Origin of the sequence: Pyrinomonas sp. (genome assembly GCF_040289685.1) — a bacterium.
Classification (GTDB): Bacteria; Acidobacteriota; Blastocatellia; order Pyrinomonadales; family Pyrinomonadaceae; genus Pyrinomonas.
On the sequence record NZ_PSLQ01000073.1, the window covers coordinates 1 to 15,924 of the forward strand.

Here is a 15,924-nt window from a genome sequence, read left to right on the forward strand (position 1 = left end):
TCGCTATTCCTCTTCTCTTCATCCTAACGCTTATCGGCAGCCGAAGCAGCATCGGCCAAGCGCCATCTGGAGATCCACTGGAAACCAAAGTAGAGACGTTGCTCGCACGCATGACGCTCGAAGAGAAGCTCGGTCAATTACAGCTTCTCGACAACCCAGCCGCCGCTCAAGACCGCACCGCCGCGCTCGATCTCATTCGTCGCGGACTGGTGGGCGGCATCTTGAACGCACATGGGGCCCAGCAGGTCAACGAACTGCAGCGGCTCGCCGTGCAAGAGTCGCGGCTGAAGATCCCGCTCCTTTTCGGTTACGATGTCGTCCACGGCTACCGAACGATCTTTCCCGTGCCGCTCGGCGAAGCGAGCAGTTGGGACCCGAAGCTGGCCGAGGAGACGGCTCGGATAGCGGCCACTGAAGCGCGCGCCGCTGGCGTCAACTGGACTTTCGCGCCTATGGTTGATGTTGCACGCGACGCCCGCTGGGGGCGCATAGTCGAAGGTGCGGGCGAGGATCCATTTCTCGGCGCGGCGCTGGCGCGCGCGCGTGCGCGGCTTTCAAGGCCAAGATCCAGCCGCACCTGATTCAGTTGCCGCTTGCGTCAAGCATTTCGCCGCTTACGGCGCCGCTGAAGCCGGACGCGATTACAACACCACAGATCTTTCCGAATGGACCTTGCGCGAGGTGTATCTGCCGCCATTTAAAGCAGCCATCGAGGCAGGCGCGCGGACCGTCATGAGCGCTTTTAACGACCTGAACGGCGTGCCGGCTTCGGCCAATCCTTTCTTGCTGACCGATATCTTGCGCGGCGAATGGAAGTTTGACGGCTTTGTCGTCAGCGACTACACAGCCGTGCCCGAGCTGATCGCACACGGGCTGGCCGCCGACGAAGCCGAGGCCGCGGCCGCGGCGCTCAACGCGGGTCTCGATATGGAGATGGTCAGTCGCCTCTTCAACACGCACGGCGCGCGCCTCGTGCGCCAAGGCAAAGTTCCGCTCGCGCGCATCGATGAGGCCGTGCGTCGCATCTTGCGCCTCAAATTCCGCTTGGGGTTGTTTGACCGTCCGTACGTCGATGCGACGCGCGAAGCGAATGTCCTGCTCGCATCGGCGCACATCGAGGCCGCCCGTCGCGCCGCGGCGCGTTCGTTGGTGCTTCTCAAGAACGAGGGGGATCTTCTCCCTTTGCGCAAAGACCTTCGCTCGATCGCCGTGATCGGTCCGCTGGCTGACAACCGCAAAGACGTGCTCGGACCGTGGCATGCTGCCGGACGAGCCGAGGACGCGGTGACGCTTCTCGAAGGCATTCGCGCCAAAGTCGGTCTGCAAACGGCAGTTTTGTACGCCCAAGGCTGCGAGATCGAGGGCGGCACCACTGACGGCATCGCCGAAGCCGTGCGCGTCGCTAAAGCCGCCGACGTCGTCATCATGGCCGTCGGCGAATCGGCTGAGATGAGCGGCGAAGCGGCGTCGCGCACGTCGCTTGAGCTGCCGGGCCACCAACTGGCGCTGCTCAAAGCGCTTCATGCGACCGGCAAACCCATCGTCGTCGTGTTGATGAACGGCCGTCCGCTGACGATCGTTTGGGTGGCCGAAAACGTTCCGGCGATTCTCGAAACGTGGTTCCCCGCCAAGCCGGACACGCCATCGCCGACGCCCTCTTCGGCGACGTCAATCCGGGCGGCAAGCTGCCTGTCACCTTTCCGCGCGTGGTTGGACAAGTGCCGATCTATTACAACCACAAGAACACGGGACGCCCGCCGCAAAGGGACAACAAATACACCTCGAAGTACATCGACGCGCCGTGGACGCCGCTCTTTCCGTTCGGCTACGGGCTGAGCTACACGCAGTTTCGTTTCTCCAATCTGCGTTTGAGCCGCGCGCGTCTTTCAGCCAACGAGCGCCTAGAGGTCGCCGTCGATGTAGAGAACACGGGCCGACGGGCGGGCGATGAAGTGGTGCAACTCTACATTCAAGATGTGGCCGCGAGCGCAACGCGCCCAGCGCGCGAACTCAAGGGGTTTGCGCGTATCACGCTCGCCGCCGGCGAACGCCGCACCGTGCGGTTCGAACTCGGCCCCGAGCACCTCGGCGCACACGATCGGCGAATGCGATTCGCGGTCGAACCGGGCCAATTCAAGCTTTACGTCGGCAACAGCTCCGTGGGCGGACTGGAAGGGCGCTTCGAGGTGACCGATTGAGGCGCTGAGAGGTCTGCAATGGCTCCCGCTATGACTAAAAGTTTGTCTTCGCGCCCCCGGGATGAGAGCGATTTGAGACCTCGAAAAGTTCGCAAGAGGATCAACTCCCAACGAAAGCGCTTCGCTGAGCAAACATCCTGCTTCCTTCCAACAACGAAACTATCTCAAAGCAGTCCAATGAACGCGCTTCGATGAAGGTCCACCGAATGGCGGCGGAAATCATAAGCCTTTAGCTGCTCGGCGCCGCAATTTCGCGATGCCACTTGAAGATGAACGCAACTGAACGCAACTTAAAGGCGCGCCGATCGACACCACATCCGATGTCAGGAAGCAAGTGATCACACCCGGCGACGCCAAACCATTCCAACAACGTTCGAGACAGGGGCGGAAAGAGTGCTTCCCGCCCCTGTTGGAAAAGCTATCTACGATGGAGTTCGGCGAAATGCTCGAAGAACCAGAAAGCAACGGCGAGCCAGACCAGCACGTTGACGACGGAAGCGGCAAGCCCGATTCGCGCGATGCGCGGGTCGCGCGCGCGCGTCGTGAGTTTTTTGCGTCCATACGTCAGGTAGTAGACCATCAAACCGATGGTCACCCAAACGAACAACCTCATGCTGGTCTCGATGAGACGGCGCAAAGGTGAGTAGTCGGTGAAAGCGAACATCCAAATCGTCAAAGCGATGATCAACAGCACGCCGATGATCGGCGAAAGCGGCGGCGACGATCCGTTTTCTACCGATTCGTTTTGGTTGTTCCCATCGTCGCCAATGAACGCCAAGTTGCTATGCTTGTAGCTGTAGGCGAAATAGACGAGCAGACCGAAAGACATCCACAGGATCAAGCGCAGCCAAGTATCGAGCGGCAAACCGTTCATCAAGTAGGCGCTAGCGATCGCCGAGATGATCGGGAAGATCGGCGATAGCGGCACTTTGAACGGGCGATGGAGCGTCGGGTTTGTGTAGCGCATGATGATCACGCCGAGCGAGACGATGACGAAAGCGAAGAGCGTGCCGATGCTCACCAGTTCGCCCAAGATGCTGATGTTGACGAATCCGGCCATGGTCGCGACGATCGCGCCAGTGATCAGCGTTGTGACGTACGGCGTGCGGAATCGCGGATGCACTTTGGACGCCCACTTCGGCAGCAGCCCGTCACGCGACATCGAATAGAAGATGCGCGGTTGGCCCATGACCATAACGACCATGGTTGAACTCAACCCCATGACGGCGCCAATTTTGACGATGGTCGGGAAAGTGGCCAGAAGCGGCGCGAAGAACGAGCCAGTCACTTGTGCTTGTCTGTAAGCGGCATCGATGGCCACGGCGATGGGAGCCGGCACGCTCAGCTCTTTGTATGGGACTAGTCCAACCATCACGAAGGAGACGAGCACGTAGAGCACTGTACAGATGGCCAGACTGCCGATGATGCCGATGGGCATATCGCGCGCCGGATTTTTCGCTTCCTGCGCAGCGGTTGACACGGCATCGAAGCCGATGTAAGCGAAGAAGATCACAGCCGCGCCAGTCAAGATGCCGCTCCAACCATAGGCGCCAAAGACCGGATTGCCGTTCGGATCGAGCGCTGGCGGCGGGATGAAAGGCTCGAAGTTGGCCATGTTGACGAATCCGATGCCAGCCACGATGAAGAGCACGACGACCGAGGTTTTGACGATGACGATGAAGGAGTTGAAGTTGGCCGATTCCTTGATGCCTTTGACTAACAACAAGGTGACGAAGGTGGAGATCAGAAAAGCCGGCAGGTTGAAGATGGCTGTCACCTCGCCAGCGTCTGTTTTAACCACCGTCCCGGGCGCGGCGCTCAGGGCAGCGGGGAACTGAATGCCGAAATCTTTGAGCAGACTGACGACGTAGCCGGACCAGCCGACGGCGACCGTGGCGGCGCCAAAAGCGTACTCTAAGATCAAGTCCCAACCGATGATCCAGGCGACGAACTCGCCGAGCGTGGCGTAGCCATAAGCGTAAGCCGAACCGGAGATCGGCACCGTTGAAGCGAACTCCGAATAGCAGAACGCGGCGAGCGCGCTGACCACACCGGCCAGCACCATCGACAAGACGACGGCTGGACCAGCGTGTTCGGCGGCAGCTTTGCCTGTGAGCACGAAGATGCCCGTCCCAATGATCGCCCCGATGCCAAGCAGCGTGAGGCTCACGGGGCCGAGAGCGCGACGCAGCGTGTGTTCGCCCGTCTCCTGTGCCTCGGCGATGATCCGATCTACTGGCTTTGTCGCAAGTAACGACATGAAACCTCCTCAAAGTCTCGGTGTACGAAGATCGAAGCTTGCCATGCTACAGAACCGACGATGCGCACCCATATCCTCACTGCTGGACCAATTCCGGCTCCTCTTCGAAAGCGGTGCGAGGCACAATGCCGCGCCGCCGCGCCGCTCGACGCCAGAGGAAATAGACCGGAATGCCCGTCAGCACGATGAGCAGGCCCGGCCACGTCGTTGCCGTTTGGTAGATGAAGAGGACGACGACGATGATGCCGGCACCGATGATGTACAGAACGGGGACCAGCGGATAACCGAAAGCCTTGTACGGGCGCTCAGCTTCTGGACGCGAGGCGCGCAAACGAAAGATACCGTAAATCGTCAAAATGTAGAAGATGAGCGCCGCCGAAATGACGTAGGTCAAGAGGTTGTTGTAGAGACTGCCATAACGCACGGCTCCGGTTGCCTCGGTTCCCATAATCGTCCGCGGCAAGACGAGCAGCGCGGCCCAGATGCCTTGAATCACCAAGCCCCAAGCCGGCACATGATGCTTGTTCAACCTCCCGGCGGACTCGAAGAAGAGTCCGTCGCGCGCCATCGCATAGTAAGCGCGCGCGCCAGCTAGAATCAGTCCGTTGTTGCAACCGAAGGTCGAGATCATGATCGCTACAGCCATGATGACGGAGCCGTAGCCCGGGAAGATGACGTCGGCGGTGGCCGAAGCGACGCGATCGTTGGAAACGGTTTGAATCGTCTCGAACGGCAACGTGACGAGATAGGCGACATTGGCGAGAAGATAAAGACCGATGACCAGAAAAGTGCCGATGGCGAGCGAAAGCGGAATGTTGCGGCGCGGGTTTTTGACCTCGCCCGCCGTAAAGGTGATGTTGTTCCAAGCATCGGCGCTGAAAAGCGAGTTGGTCTGTGCGACGCAAAGGGCGACAAACAGGCCGAAAGCGGTCGCCGCCGTCAAACCGCTGCCGACTTCTTGCAACTGGCCGCGTACGGTCCACAGATCGCCGAAATTGCTGCTCACGGCGGCGGCGTTCCACCCGACCAAAATGCCGAGCACGATGAGCGCAATGAGCGCGCCGGTTTTGGCGAAGGTGAAGACGTTCTGCACCAGTTTACCGAGTTGCAGGCCGCGCGTGTTCATCCACGTCAACAGCGCGATCATCAGCAGTCCGACTAACTGTGCCGTCGAGAGCGAAACGGCGTAGCTTGCGGATAATCGAATGGGTTCGATGATGTAGTTGCTCTCCGAGATCGCGGGCCAAAGGACGCCGAGATATTTGGCGAAACCAACGGCAACAGCGGCAATGGTCCCCGTTTGAATAACCAGAAAGAGGGTCCAGCCGTAAAGAAAGCCCCACAATGGCGAGTAGGCTTCGCGCAAATAGACGTACTGCCCGCCCGCCTTGGGCATCATCGCGGCCAGTTCGCCGTAGGAAAGCGCCGCGGTGATGGTAAGCAGCCCAGTGATGATCCAAACGACGAGTAACCAACCGGGCGCTCCCGTCTGCCGGGCGATGTCCGCTGAAACGATGAAGATGCCGGAGCCGATCATCGAACCGGCAACGATCATGGTCGCGTCAAGCAATCCGAGTCCGCGCACGAACCCAGCGTCGGACGCTTTCGTCTCTTCACTCATCGGTCGTCCCTCGAAACCAGCGCGGCGCTTCGGGACCGCTTGGCGAACAGAGCGCACGTTCCTGCGCCCCACAAGCCGTTCGGCTTGCAGACGTACCGGCAGCCGACCGGTTTCGAGTAGATAATGCTTGGGGTGGAACGCTTTCGAACTCCGCCAAAAGTCCCATCGTCGCAGACGATCCGGAATCGCTCCGTTGCCGCCCGTCACGAAAAGGCCGCATGTCGGGCGATTATATCCATTCTCGGCTCGTTGTCGAGAGCCGAAAAGCGAGTTTTGTCGTCTTGTGCGCCCCTCGCAGCGGCACCATTGACGATCACCTGCGCACCAAAGACTCAGTCGCTTCATCGCCCCAAAGCTCGCTCCCGAAACGAACCCTTCGCGAAAAAGGGCTTGGAACAGACGCAACGTCACGACGAATGCTCGGCAAGATCCATCTCAACTCGTTCCCGAAAGAAGATGCGGTCAATCGAATCATCGGGTCTTTCAGCTCGCCGGACGTGGCGCAAACTGCCACGAAGAAACGATCACTTTCAAACAAACGCATGAGACTTTATTCGCACATGGCGCGCCTACCTAAGATCCGATCCGCGGAGAACGGTTCCTCCGGTACGGAGATTGCCCTTCGTGCCGACATGTGACGTATCCGAGCAGCGTAACAGTACAGTTAGGCGGTGAGGAGCGTCGAAATTTATAAATTAAGGAGCAAGGTGATGGGTTACAAGGATCAAGACGATAGCGTGCGCGAAGAGGCGTCCGCGACAACAGAAGCAGTGAGTTTCAAATGTCTCCGCTTCGTGCGATCGGCTTGAACGAGGCCAGCTTGACGAAAAAGAAGTAAAGCGATGAGTTTCAAACGCTTCGTGCGATGCCGAAATCTTCAGGGGACTTATTAGTCTCCGATCTTTCGGGAAGAACTAGTTTCAAAGGGAAGATTCAACTACGGTTGAGTCCTCCCTCTCTGCTTGTAAACTTCATCCTGTTGAAGAAAGGGGAAAAGAAACGATGACGCGCACCAAAAGCACTACGGGAATACCGCAACGCGACTTTGGCCGTACGGGCGTCAAAGTATCGGCCATTGGCCTCGGCGGCTACCACCTCGGACTGGTGAAGACCGAGCGAGAGGCGATCAGAATCGTTCACGAGGCCATTGATGCGGGCGTGACCTTTATGGACAATGCTTGGGAGTATCACGACGGGCGGGGCGAGGAGATCATGGGCAAAGCGCTGGAAGGCCGACGCGAGCGCGTCTTCTTGATGACCAAGGTTTGCACACACGGACGCAATCGGCGCACGGCCATGCGCCAACTCGAACAGTCGTTGCGTCGCCTGCGCACCGATTACTTGGACCTCTGGCAAGTCCACGAAGTGGTTTACGACAACGATCCGGAACTACATTTCGCTCCCGATGGTGTGATCGAAGCGCTCGACGAAGCTAAACGCGCGGGTAAAGTGCGCTTCGTTGGGTTTACTGGACATAAACACCCAGAAATTCATCTGAAGATGCTCAGCTACGACTACCCGTTTGATTCGTGCCAACTTCCGCTCAATTGCTTCGACGCGACTTTTCGCAGCTTCGAGCAATTGGTCTTGCCTGAATTGCTGCGCCGCGGCATCGCCCCTATCGGCATGAAAAGTCTTTGCGGCGAAGGGACGCCCATCCGCAAGCGCGTGGTCAAGGCGGTGGAAGCTTTGCGCTACGCGATGAGCCTTCCGGTAGCTACAACCGTCACGGGCGTTGATTCGTTGCGCATCTTACGTCAGAATCTAAAGGTCGCGCGCAGTTTCGTCCCGATGAGCGACGAGGAGACGCAAGAATTGCGTTCGCGTTGCCGCCGTTATGCCGCCGATGGGCGCTTCGAACTCTACAAAACATCGAAGTACTTCGACGGCCCGCCGGGACGCGAGCAACACGGATTCCCTCGCGTAGAAGAGCTTGCTGCTTAAGCCGTGGACCAAACCGCATGCTGGCAGACCGAAGATCAGACTCGAGAATAGCCACCCATGATGACCGATGTTCCCCAAACAGGCGAAAAAGCCGACGCGCTGAAAGATGAAGCGAACGATCGCGCGGCTACGGCGGTTGAAAAGTCGGTTCCGAGCGAGATGTCAGCCGAGGATTTTCGTCGCTACGGCCACGAGCTGATCGATTGGATCAGTCAATACCTGAGCACGCTTGATCAGAGGCCAGTCCTCCCACCGATCAAGCCCGGCGAACTCAAGGAGCAACTTCCGCCTACAGCTCCCGAAGAGGGGGAACCGATGGCGCGAATCATCGCCGACGTGGACCGCTTGATCGCGCCCAACCTCACACACTGGAGCCACCCAGCCTTCTTCGCTTACTTTGCCATTTCGACATCTGCGCCGGGTATCTTCGGCGAGCTGCTAAGCGCTGCCTTCAACACCAACGGCATGCTGTGGCGTACGGCCCCTGCGGCGGTGGAACTCGAAGAGGTCGTCCTCAGCTGGCTGCGTGAGATGTTAGGACTTCCACCGCATTTCGAAGGCATCATCTACGATACGGCTTCCGTTTCGACTCTGCACGCGCTGGCGGCAGCGCGCGAGAGCCTTGGGCTTCGCGTGCGCGAAGATGGTCTAGCCGGACGACCTGATCTTCCGCCGTTGTGCGTCTATGCCTCCGAACAAGCCCACTCCTCTGTGGAAAAGAGCGTCATCGCGCTCGGCCTAGGCCAGAGAGCCTTTCGCCGCATTCCAACCGATGAAAGATTCCGCATGAAGGTCGGCGCGCTCGAGAGGGCCATCCGAGAAGACCGGAACGCTGGACGACTTCCTTGCGCTGTGGTCGCTACGCTCGGCACCACCTCGACGACCAGTCTCGATCCGGTGGCTGAGATCGCCGAACTCTGTCATGCCAACTCGATCTGGCTCCATGTCGACGCAGCGTATGCCGGCGTGGCGGCCATGCTGCCCGAAAAGCGCGACTTGTTCTGCGGCTGGGAAAAAGCCGATTCGATCACAACCAATCCGCACAAGTGGCTCGCCACCCCGCTCGATCTTTCAGCCTTCTATTGCCGTCGGATGGACCTCCTGCGCCAAGCCTTCTCGCTCATACCTGACTACCTCAAAACGGACGAACCCGTGCGCAACCCGATGGATTATGGCATTCAACTCGGGCGCCGTTTTCGCGCACTCAAGCTCTGGATGGTGATGCGTTATTTCGGACGGCGCGGATTACAAGCGATGATCCGCGAACACTGTCATCTGGCACAAACGTTTGCCGACTGGATCGATGACTCGCCCGACTGGGAACGAGCGGCGCCCGTGCCATTCAGCGTCGTCTGTTTTCGCGCGCGTCCGCCCCAACTCGCCGCCCTCGATGCACGAGAAATAGACGAGCTGAACGCGCTCATCGCCGATCGCGTCAACGCAACGGGACGCGCCTTTCTATCGCACACGCGACTCAACGGACGCCTGACGTTGCGCTTGGCCATCGGCAACATCAGAACCACGCGAACCCACTTGGAAAGGACTTGGGAGCTGCTGCAAGGAGCGCTCCGTGCGACGGTGGCCGAAATGCAGGTGAAGCGCGCTTGAAGAAGGCACGCGATCAGTTTCACCCTTGAAAGGGGAAAGGCGCCCTCGGGATCGAAATCGAAAGAGCAAGGAGCATGACCGACGCCGATGTTGACCCACATAGTCATCTGGAAGTACCGCGACGATGTTGACCAAGCGACCCGCGAGGAGCACGTCGCGCTTTTGCGCAACCTCGCGTCGATCGTCCCCGGCATAGAAAGCCTCGATGTTGGGTTCGATGTCCTAAGACTGCCGCGCTCGTACGACACCGGCTTAGTCGCCGTGTTCCGTGACCGCGCCGCGCTCGATGCCTACACGGTTCATCCCGAACATCAGCGTGTCGCTGAGTTCGGACGCAGCATCAGCCAACAGATCGCTTCAGTCGATTTTGAAAGCTAAGCATGGTGCAGCGAGCAGACTCTTCATGTTGAAGTGACGGAGTGTGAGCGAGCGAAACCGGTACCAGCAGCGCTCGCATCATCGAGGATAAGGTGCCAGTCGGGCAAAGGACAAATGAAATGAGATCGGCAACGCCGCCCAAACTTTCCGCTCGAAGTCGTGCGCAACGATGGAAGCGAGTTCACCGAGGTAAAAAATGGCATCGGCAACTCGTTGTCACCCTCTGCGCACGGTTGAACGCGGAGTTTTTGCCCGACGATCCGCGGCGTGTGACCAACGCGGAACGGGACCCAACCGATGCTTTTGGCGGCTGATCAGCGCTCGAAATGTGGACGGAGTTTAGCATAAGTCGCCGCCAGATCTTCGGGCAGCACGCGCGTTTCTCCGACCGTGGTCATGAAGTTGCTATCGCCAATCCAACGCGGCATCAAGTGCAAGTGTATGTGATCAGCGACGCCAGCGCCGGCGGCTTTGCCGATGTTCATCCCAAGATTGAAACCATCGGGGCGATAGACTTCGCGTAGGACTTTTTGCGCTTTTTTGGCGAGATCCATCATTTCGTCGGTCGCCTCTTTGGAAGCCGCATCGAGATCGGCGACGTGCTCGTGTGGCACGATCATCAAGTGACCGCTCGTGTAAGGGTATAGATTGAGGACGATGAAATTCTTTTGGGCGCGATATACGACTAGGTTGCGCTCGTCATCTGCCGGAGGAGCGTCGCGCAGCTCGCAGAAGATGCATACGGTCGCCGACCTTTTCCCTTCTCCGGCAACGTAGCGGTAACGCCAAGGCGACCACAGTCGATCCATGTCGCACCACACGGCATTTCAGGAAACGCCGCTCCCCCCCTGCCAGTCCTCCGACGCGCTCTCGTTGATCAATTCCTTCAACTCCTTGCCGGGTTTGAAGTAAGGAACGCGTTTGGTTGGGATGTCAACGGGCATGCCGGTCTTCGGGTTGCGTCCGCGCCGCGCGCTTCGTTCACGCACGCGAAAACTGCCGAAGCCGCGAAGCTCGATCTTCTCGCCGCGGTTCAAAGCTTCGATCATGCTTTCAAAGACGATCTCGACCAATCGCTCCGCATCTTTCTTCGTCAATTCAGCAGCGCGCGCCACCTCCTCGACCAACTCAGCTTTCGTCATAGCCTCACCTCTCGCTGTGGGACAAAGGCTTCGGATGCCGCATGACCCCTGGCTGGTCCAAAACACCACTTGCAGAAAGTAGCAGAAAACGCTTGCTCCCTGCAAGTTGCATGGAAGCAAGCGTTTACAAATCGCGCCGAGCTTTCGCCCGACGCTAGCGCTCGCGGTCCTCGTTGGTATTGAGGTTGAATTCAGCCAATTCGCCGAGCGACGCGATTCCAGCTCCAACCTCCGTCGAGTAGCTGCGCGTATCGATCGTTGGCTCGTCGTGCTTGGCCGCGCGCGCCGAAAGGGCGATCTTTTTGTTTTCGGGCTCGATGCGAAGGATGCGAAAGTCCATCTCCTGCCCGATCTGTACGACATCCTCCGGACGACGCACGCGCTCTTCGGACAACTCCGAGATATGACACAGCCCTTCTAACCCTTCAGCTACCTCGACGAAGACGCCGAAGCTAGCAAATCGTGTAACGCGACCGCGCACGATGTCGCCTGGCTTGTGCTCGGCGACGAACCGATCCCATGCGCTCGGCTCTGTGTCCTTGATCGAAAGCGACAGCCGCCGGTTTTGCGTGTCGATCTGCGTGATGACGGCTTCAACCTCCTGCCCCTTCTTTAAGACTTCGGCTGGATGTTTGATTCGTTTAGTCCAAGAGATATCCGAGACGTGAACCAAACCATCGATGCCGTCTTCGATCTCGACGAAAGCGCCAAATTCGGTCAGGTTACGCACCCGCCCGCGCACCCGCTGCCCCACAGAATACCGTTCGGGCAATGTATCCCATGGGTTGGGCTGCGTCTGCTTGAGTCCAAGCCGGATGCGCCGCGCCTGTGGATCGATGTCCAAGACTTCGACCTCCACCTCATCGCCGATGCTAACGATCTTGCTCGGGTGCTTGATGCGCTTCGACCACGTCATTTCGGTGACGTGAATCAGCCCTTCCACGCCCGGTTCGAGTTCGACGAACGCGCCGTAGTCGGCGATGCTCGCCACTCTGCCTTTGACCCGACTTCCGACGTGGTAACGCTCCTCGACCGTTTCCCATGGGTCGGGGATAAGTTGCTTGTAACCGAGCGAGATCCGTTCCTTTTCGCGATCGATCTTGAGCACTTTGACCTGCACGACGTCGCCCACTTTGAACATCTCGTTGGGATTCTGCAACCTGCCCCAAGACATATCGGTGACGTGCAGCAAGCCATCAATGCCGCCCAGATCGATGAAGGCGCCGTAGTCGGTCAAGCTCTTAACCTGCCCCTCGACGATGATCCCCTCATCGAGGTGTTGTAGCGTCTCGCGCTTGCGTTTCTCGTTGCGCTCTTCGAGCAACGCCTTACGCGATAAGACGACGTTGGCCCGCTTGCGGTTGAGCTTGATGACTTTGGCCTCGATCTCCTGTCCGCGAAGCGCATCGAGGTTGCGCAGCGGGCGGATGTCCACTTGCGATCCAGGCAGAAATGTCTCCACGGGACCGACATCGACGCGCAATCCGCCCTTGACGCGCTCAATGACTCGTCCGCGCACGGGCGTCCCTTCGCGGTGCGCTTTTTCCAGTTCGTCCCATGCACGACGGCGCAAAGCGTCGGCGCGCGACAGCACCGGCACGCCTTCGGGCGAATCCATGCTCTTGACGACGACCTCCACTTCGTCGCCGGGTTTGACGACCAACTCGCCGTTTTCGGTAAATTCCTCTTGCGGGACAATGCCCTCGGACTTGAAACCGAAATCAATGAGCACGCCGCGTTCGCCAATGCCAACCACTTTCCCTTGCACGATCTGCCCCTCTTGAAAAGAGGACTGCTCTTCGAACTGATTGAGGATGGCGGCGAAATCCTCTTCGCCGCTCGGACGCAGCCCTTCATCCTCGCCGTGCGCGGCGCGCGCCTCGGTCTCTTGAGCTGCGGGCTGGTCGTTGGTTTCGTTCTCGCTCGGCTTTCTCTCTTCGATTGCCATCGAAACTCCTGTTCGCGCTCTCCCGAAATCATCCCTGTACGACTTGCCAGCAGCAAATCGTCGGTGCGAGCGGCCGTCGGAACAACTGGTGATTCGTCGGAATTTTATGAGGCGGGGATGCGAGCCGTTTGAATAAGGTGGCTTTACTTCGTCAACTAATCTCCATCGTGCCCGTGGATCACCCGCGTGACCCGATTAATCACCGGCCGCTTGACCGGGGATGTAGTGTCGCAATGTACACGCCGAAGCGACTCGGTGTCAAGCAATCGCGCAACCTCATCGCGCCGCTTCGCGACCGCTCGCCCGGAGGCGCGTTGTGCTGCACGCGGTCGCTCGCGTGAAATCTTTCGGCGAAAGAGATCAATTCCAAGCGCCAAAGCCATACTGAAACGGTCGCCGCCGCGTCCGGGCCGCGTTGACGCTCAACGGGAGGGCACAAACGCGGCACATCATCGCGACCGCTTTGGGAATCTTCGACGCCTTCGACATCCCAAACGCGCCAAGCAACGGCGGTTCCACCGATGGGGCCACTGCTGGAAGCGACACGCCCGGTCGAGAACGATCTGTCGCGAAAGAGACAAACGCAAATCAAGCGAAAACGACGAAACCGTAGCGCGTTCGGTTTCGTATGAGCGTATAATAGTACCGGATTCGTATGCTGCAATTTCTGCGCACGAGAAGATGCCCCGCAGGGGAAACGGCGCGGCGTCCTTCGGCGAAACGGCGCGCTTGCGCGTCCCTCAGCGCCTCACTCTTGGCGGTTTGGGTCTCGCTTTCGGTCGGCGCTTCCTTGAGCGAAACGCGCGCGCAAACCGGTTCATCGCGAGCGAAAGGTGCAAAACCACAAGCCACAACTTCGGAAAGCGCCAATCGAAAAGGCACAGACGACCGATCTTTGGAAGAAGCCCGCCGTCAATTCATTCAAGCGACGCAGGAGTACCGAGCGAGCTTGAACGAACTGCTCTCGCTCTATCAAACCGAAGCGAAGCGCGCCGAAGAAAAGCAGGCGCAGCTACAGGAGCTGTATGCGCAAGGGTTGATTTCGCGTCGCGCGCTCGAAGAAGGCGAACGGACCGCGCTTGCTGCACGCGCCAAAATCGAAGAGGTGCGCCGTCAGATGGCCAATGCCGAAGCGCAGATCGCTGCCGCACTGCTCGAAGCCGAAGAGGCCAAACGCGAAGCGCAACGCTCATCTCCAGCTCGCGCCGGAACGTTGATAAGAACGGCTGCGCTCACGCGCTATAACGGTTTCGCACCGTGGTCGCTCGCCGATGCGCCGAAGGTTCAACGCTTCTATCAAGAGAGGTTTGGGCGCCCGCTTCCCGTCAGCGCTTACGGTCAATCCCCCGTTCATGATCAATGGGGATTGGACCACCGCAACTCGCTCGACGTGCCAGTTCATCCCGACAGCGCTGAAGGGCAAGCGCTGATGGGTTTCCTACGCGCCAACGGCATCCCCTTTCTCGCTTTCCGCACGGCCATTCCCGGAGCAGCCACCGGCCCGCACATACACATCGGCTATCCATCGCGCGCGCTTCGCCGTTAAGGCAGCGTGAAGCGCGTGCAAACCTTTCAAGAAGCGGAGGTACGGATGGTCTTCTCTTCACGTGATGAGACGCGCGGATCTACGTTGAACGGAACGAGAGGCGGCTATTCGCGTTCTTGTTGATTCATGGGAACGACCTGCACCGTAACGTCGCGCACTTCGCGCAAGAACCGGTTGATGATCGACCCGCGAAGCAATATGTCGAGCCGCGAGCGCGCTGATTGGCCGAAGATGACATGCGTGATCGCGTGCTGGCGCGCAAACTCGATGAGCGCATCGGCGATGCGGCGGCGGTTGTTCGCTCGGAGTTTGACGACCTGCGCCCCGAGTTCACGCGCGAGAGCGATGTTGTCTTGAAGCGAAGCGTAGTCTTCCGGTTTGATACGTCCCGGCTCCTCTTCGGGGGTTTCGACGTAAACCGCGTACCAATCGTGCGCGAACCTTCCCGCCATGCGCGCGCCAAGCCGCAAGAGCTTTTCTGCGTTGCCGCGCGATGCCATGCAGACCATCACACGCCCAGGAATCGGCGCTTGATCGAGACCTTCCCTTTCGCGATAGTCGCGCGCTTTCGTCTCCTGGTCTTCGGCCACTTGACGCAAAGCCAACTCGCGCAAAGCCGAAAGATTACCCTTGCGAAAGAAGTTGTTGAGCGCGTGTTCGATCCGGTCGATATCGTAGATCTTCCCTTGCCTGAGCCGCGTGCGCAGCGTCTCGACCGAGACGTCAACGTTGACCACTTCGTCGGCGCGCTTGAAGAACCAGTCGGGAACGGTCTCGCGCACGCGCACGCCCGTGATGCTCGCCACCACATCGTTGAGCGACTCGATATGCTGCACGTTGACTGCTGTCACGACCGAGATGCCATGCTCCAACAGTTCGAGCACGTCTTCGTAGCGCTTGCGATGCTTCATCCCCGGCGGGTTCGTGTGCGCCAGTTCATCAACGAGCACGACTTCAGGCCGCCGTCGAAGTATAGCCTCAAGGTCCATCTCTTCGAGCGTGACGCCCTTGTACTCGATCCTTTTGCGTGGGATGACCTCAAGATCGCCGATCAACGCTTCTGTCTCCGCCCGACCGTGCGTCTCGATGAAACCGATGACGACATCCACGCCCCGTTTTCGCATCTCGTGCGCGTCTTCGAGCATCTGGTAGGTTTTGCCGACGCCGGGCGCCGCGCCGATGTAGACGCGCAACCACGGTCGGCTGCTCTCTTTGATCTTGGCGAGCAGCGCTTCCGGCGATGGTCTCTTCAGTTCGACGTTGCTCATCTTCGTCCGAC

12 protein-coding genes and 1 pseudogene are annotated in these 15,924 nt (G+C 59.1%); 7 read left to right on the forward strand and 6 right to left on the reverse strand.

Annotation, left to right across the window (positions count from 1 at the left end):
* Nucleotides 1-110: 110 nt before the first annotated feature.
* Both C4334_RS12890 and C4334_RS12895 read left to right on the forward strand, forming a co-directional pair.
* Nucleotides 111-1,781 (forward strand): annotated as a pseudogene (locus tag C4334_RS12890) (glycoside hydrolase family 3 N-terminal domain-containing protein); the annotation flags it as partial.
* Between the two features lie 174 nt (nucleotides 1,782-1,955).
* Complete coding sequence (locus C4334_RS12895; protein ID WP_352432508.1) at nucleotides 1,956-2,198, forward strand: fibronectin type III-like domain-contianing protein; 243 nt, start codon at nucleotides 1,956-1,958, stop codon at nucleotides 2,196-2,198.
* Nucleotides 2,199-2,616: 418 nt separating this feature from the next.
* Here the strand turns inward: C4334_RS12895 and C4334_RS12900 are convergent, their stop codons facing one another.
* Together C4334_RS12900 and C4334_RS12905 are read right to left on the reverse strand one after the other, a co-directional pair.
* Complete coding sequence (locus C4334_RS12900; protein ID WP_352432497.1) at nucleotides 2,617-4,458, reverse strand: amino acid permease; 1,842 nt, start codon at nucleotides 4,456-4,458, stop codon at nucleotides 2,617-2,619.
* 76 nt (nucleotides 4,459-4,534) lie between these two features.
* Nucleotides 4,535-6,079, reverse strand: coding sequence for an APC family permease (locus C4334_RS12905; RefSeq protein WP_352432498.1), 1,545 nt, complete (start codon nucleotides 6,077-6,079; stop codon nucleotides 4,535-4,537).
* Between the two features lie 218 nt (nucleotides 6,080-6,297).
* Here C4334_RS12905 and C4334_RS12910 point away from each other — a divergent pair, with 218 nt between their 5' ends.
* From C4334_RS12910 to C4334_RS12925, 4 genes are all read left to right on the forward strand, one after another.
* A complete protein-coding gene (locus C4334_RS12910; RefSeq protein ID WP_352432499.1) occupies nucleotides 6,298-6,717 on the forward strand; it encodes a hypothetical protein in 420 nt (139 codons plus the stop codon).
* A gap of 364 nt (nucleotides 6,718-7,081) precedes the next feature.
* On the forward strand, nucleotides 7,082-8,023 hold the full coding sequence (locus C4334_RS12915; protein ID WP_352432500.1) for an aldo/keto reductase: 942 nt from the start codon (nucleotides 7,082-7,084) through the stop codon (nucleotides 8,021-8,023).
* Between the two features lie 57 nt (nucleotides 8,024-8,080).
* A complete protein-coding gene (locus C4334_RS12920; protein ID WP_352432501.1) occupies nucleotides 8,081-9,631 on the forward strand; it encodes a pyridoxal phosphate-dependent decarboxylase family protein in 1,551 nt (516 codons plus the stop codon).
* 87 nt (nucleotides 9,632-9,718) lie between these two features.
* Nucleotides 9,719-10,009, forward strand: coding sequence for a Dabb family protein (locus C4334_RS12925; protein WP_352432502.1), 291 nt, complete (start codon nucleotides 9,719-9,721; stop codon nucleotides 10,007-10,009).
* Between the two features lie 314 nt (nucleotides 10,010-10,323).
* Here C4334_RS12925 and C4334_RS12930 read toward each other — a convergent pair whose 3' ends face one another.
* The 3 genes from C4334_RS12930 to C4334_RS12940 all read right to left on the reverse strand — a co-directional run bounded on the left by C4334_RS12930 (nucleotide 10,324) and on the right by C4334_RS12940 (nucleotide 13,099).
* A complete protein-coding gene (locus C4334_RS12930; RefSeq protein ID WP_352432503.1) occupies nucleotides 10,324-10,818 on the reverse strand; it encodes an HIT family protein in 495 nt (164 codons plus the stop codon).
* Between the two features lie 18 nt (nucleotides 10,819-10,836).
* Nucleotides 10,837-11,151: an integration host factor subunit beta gene (locus tag C4334_RS12935; protein WP_352432504.1), complete on the reverse strand. Its 315-nt coding sequence runs from the start codon at nucleotides 11,149-11,151 to the stop codon at nucleotides 10,837-10,839.
* Nucleotides 11,152-11,305: 154 nt separating this feature from the next.
* Nucleotides 11,306-13,099: a 30S ribosomal protein S1 gene (locus tag C4334_RS12940; RefSeq protein ID WP_352432505.1), complete on the reverse strand. Its 1,794-nt coding sequence runs from the start codon at nucleotides 13,097-13,099 to the stop codon at nucleotides 11,306-11,308.
* Nucleotides 13,100-13,994: 895 nt separating this feature from the next.
* Between C4334_RS12940 and C4334_RS12945 the strand changes: the two genes are divergently transcribed.
* Nucleotides 13,995-14,645, forward strand: a complete 651-nt coding sequence (locus C4334_RS12945; protein WP_352432506.1) for an HlyD family secretion protein — start codon at nucleotides 13,995-13,997, stop codon at nucleotides 14,643-14,645.
* A 104-nt stretch (nucleotides 14,646-14,749) separates the two neighbouring features.
* Here the strand turns inward: C4334_RS12945 and C4334_RS12950 are convergent.
* A partial coding sequence (locus C4334_RS12950) for a universal stress protein (protein ID WP_352432507.1) occupies nucleotides 14,750-15,924 on the reverse strand: 1,175 nt, incomplete at its 5' end.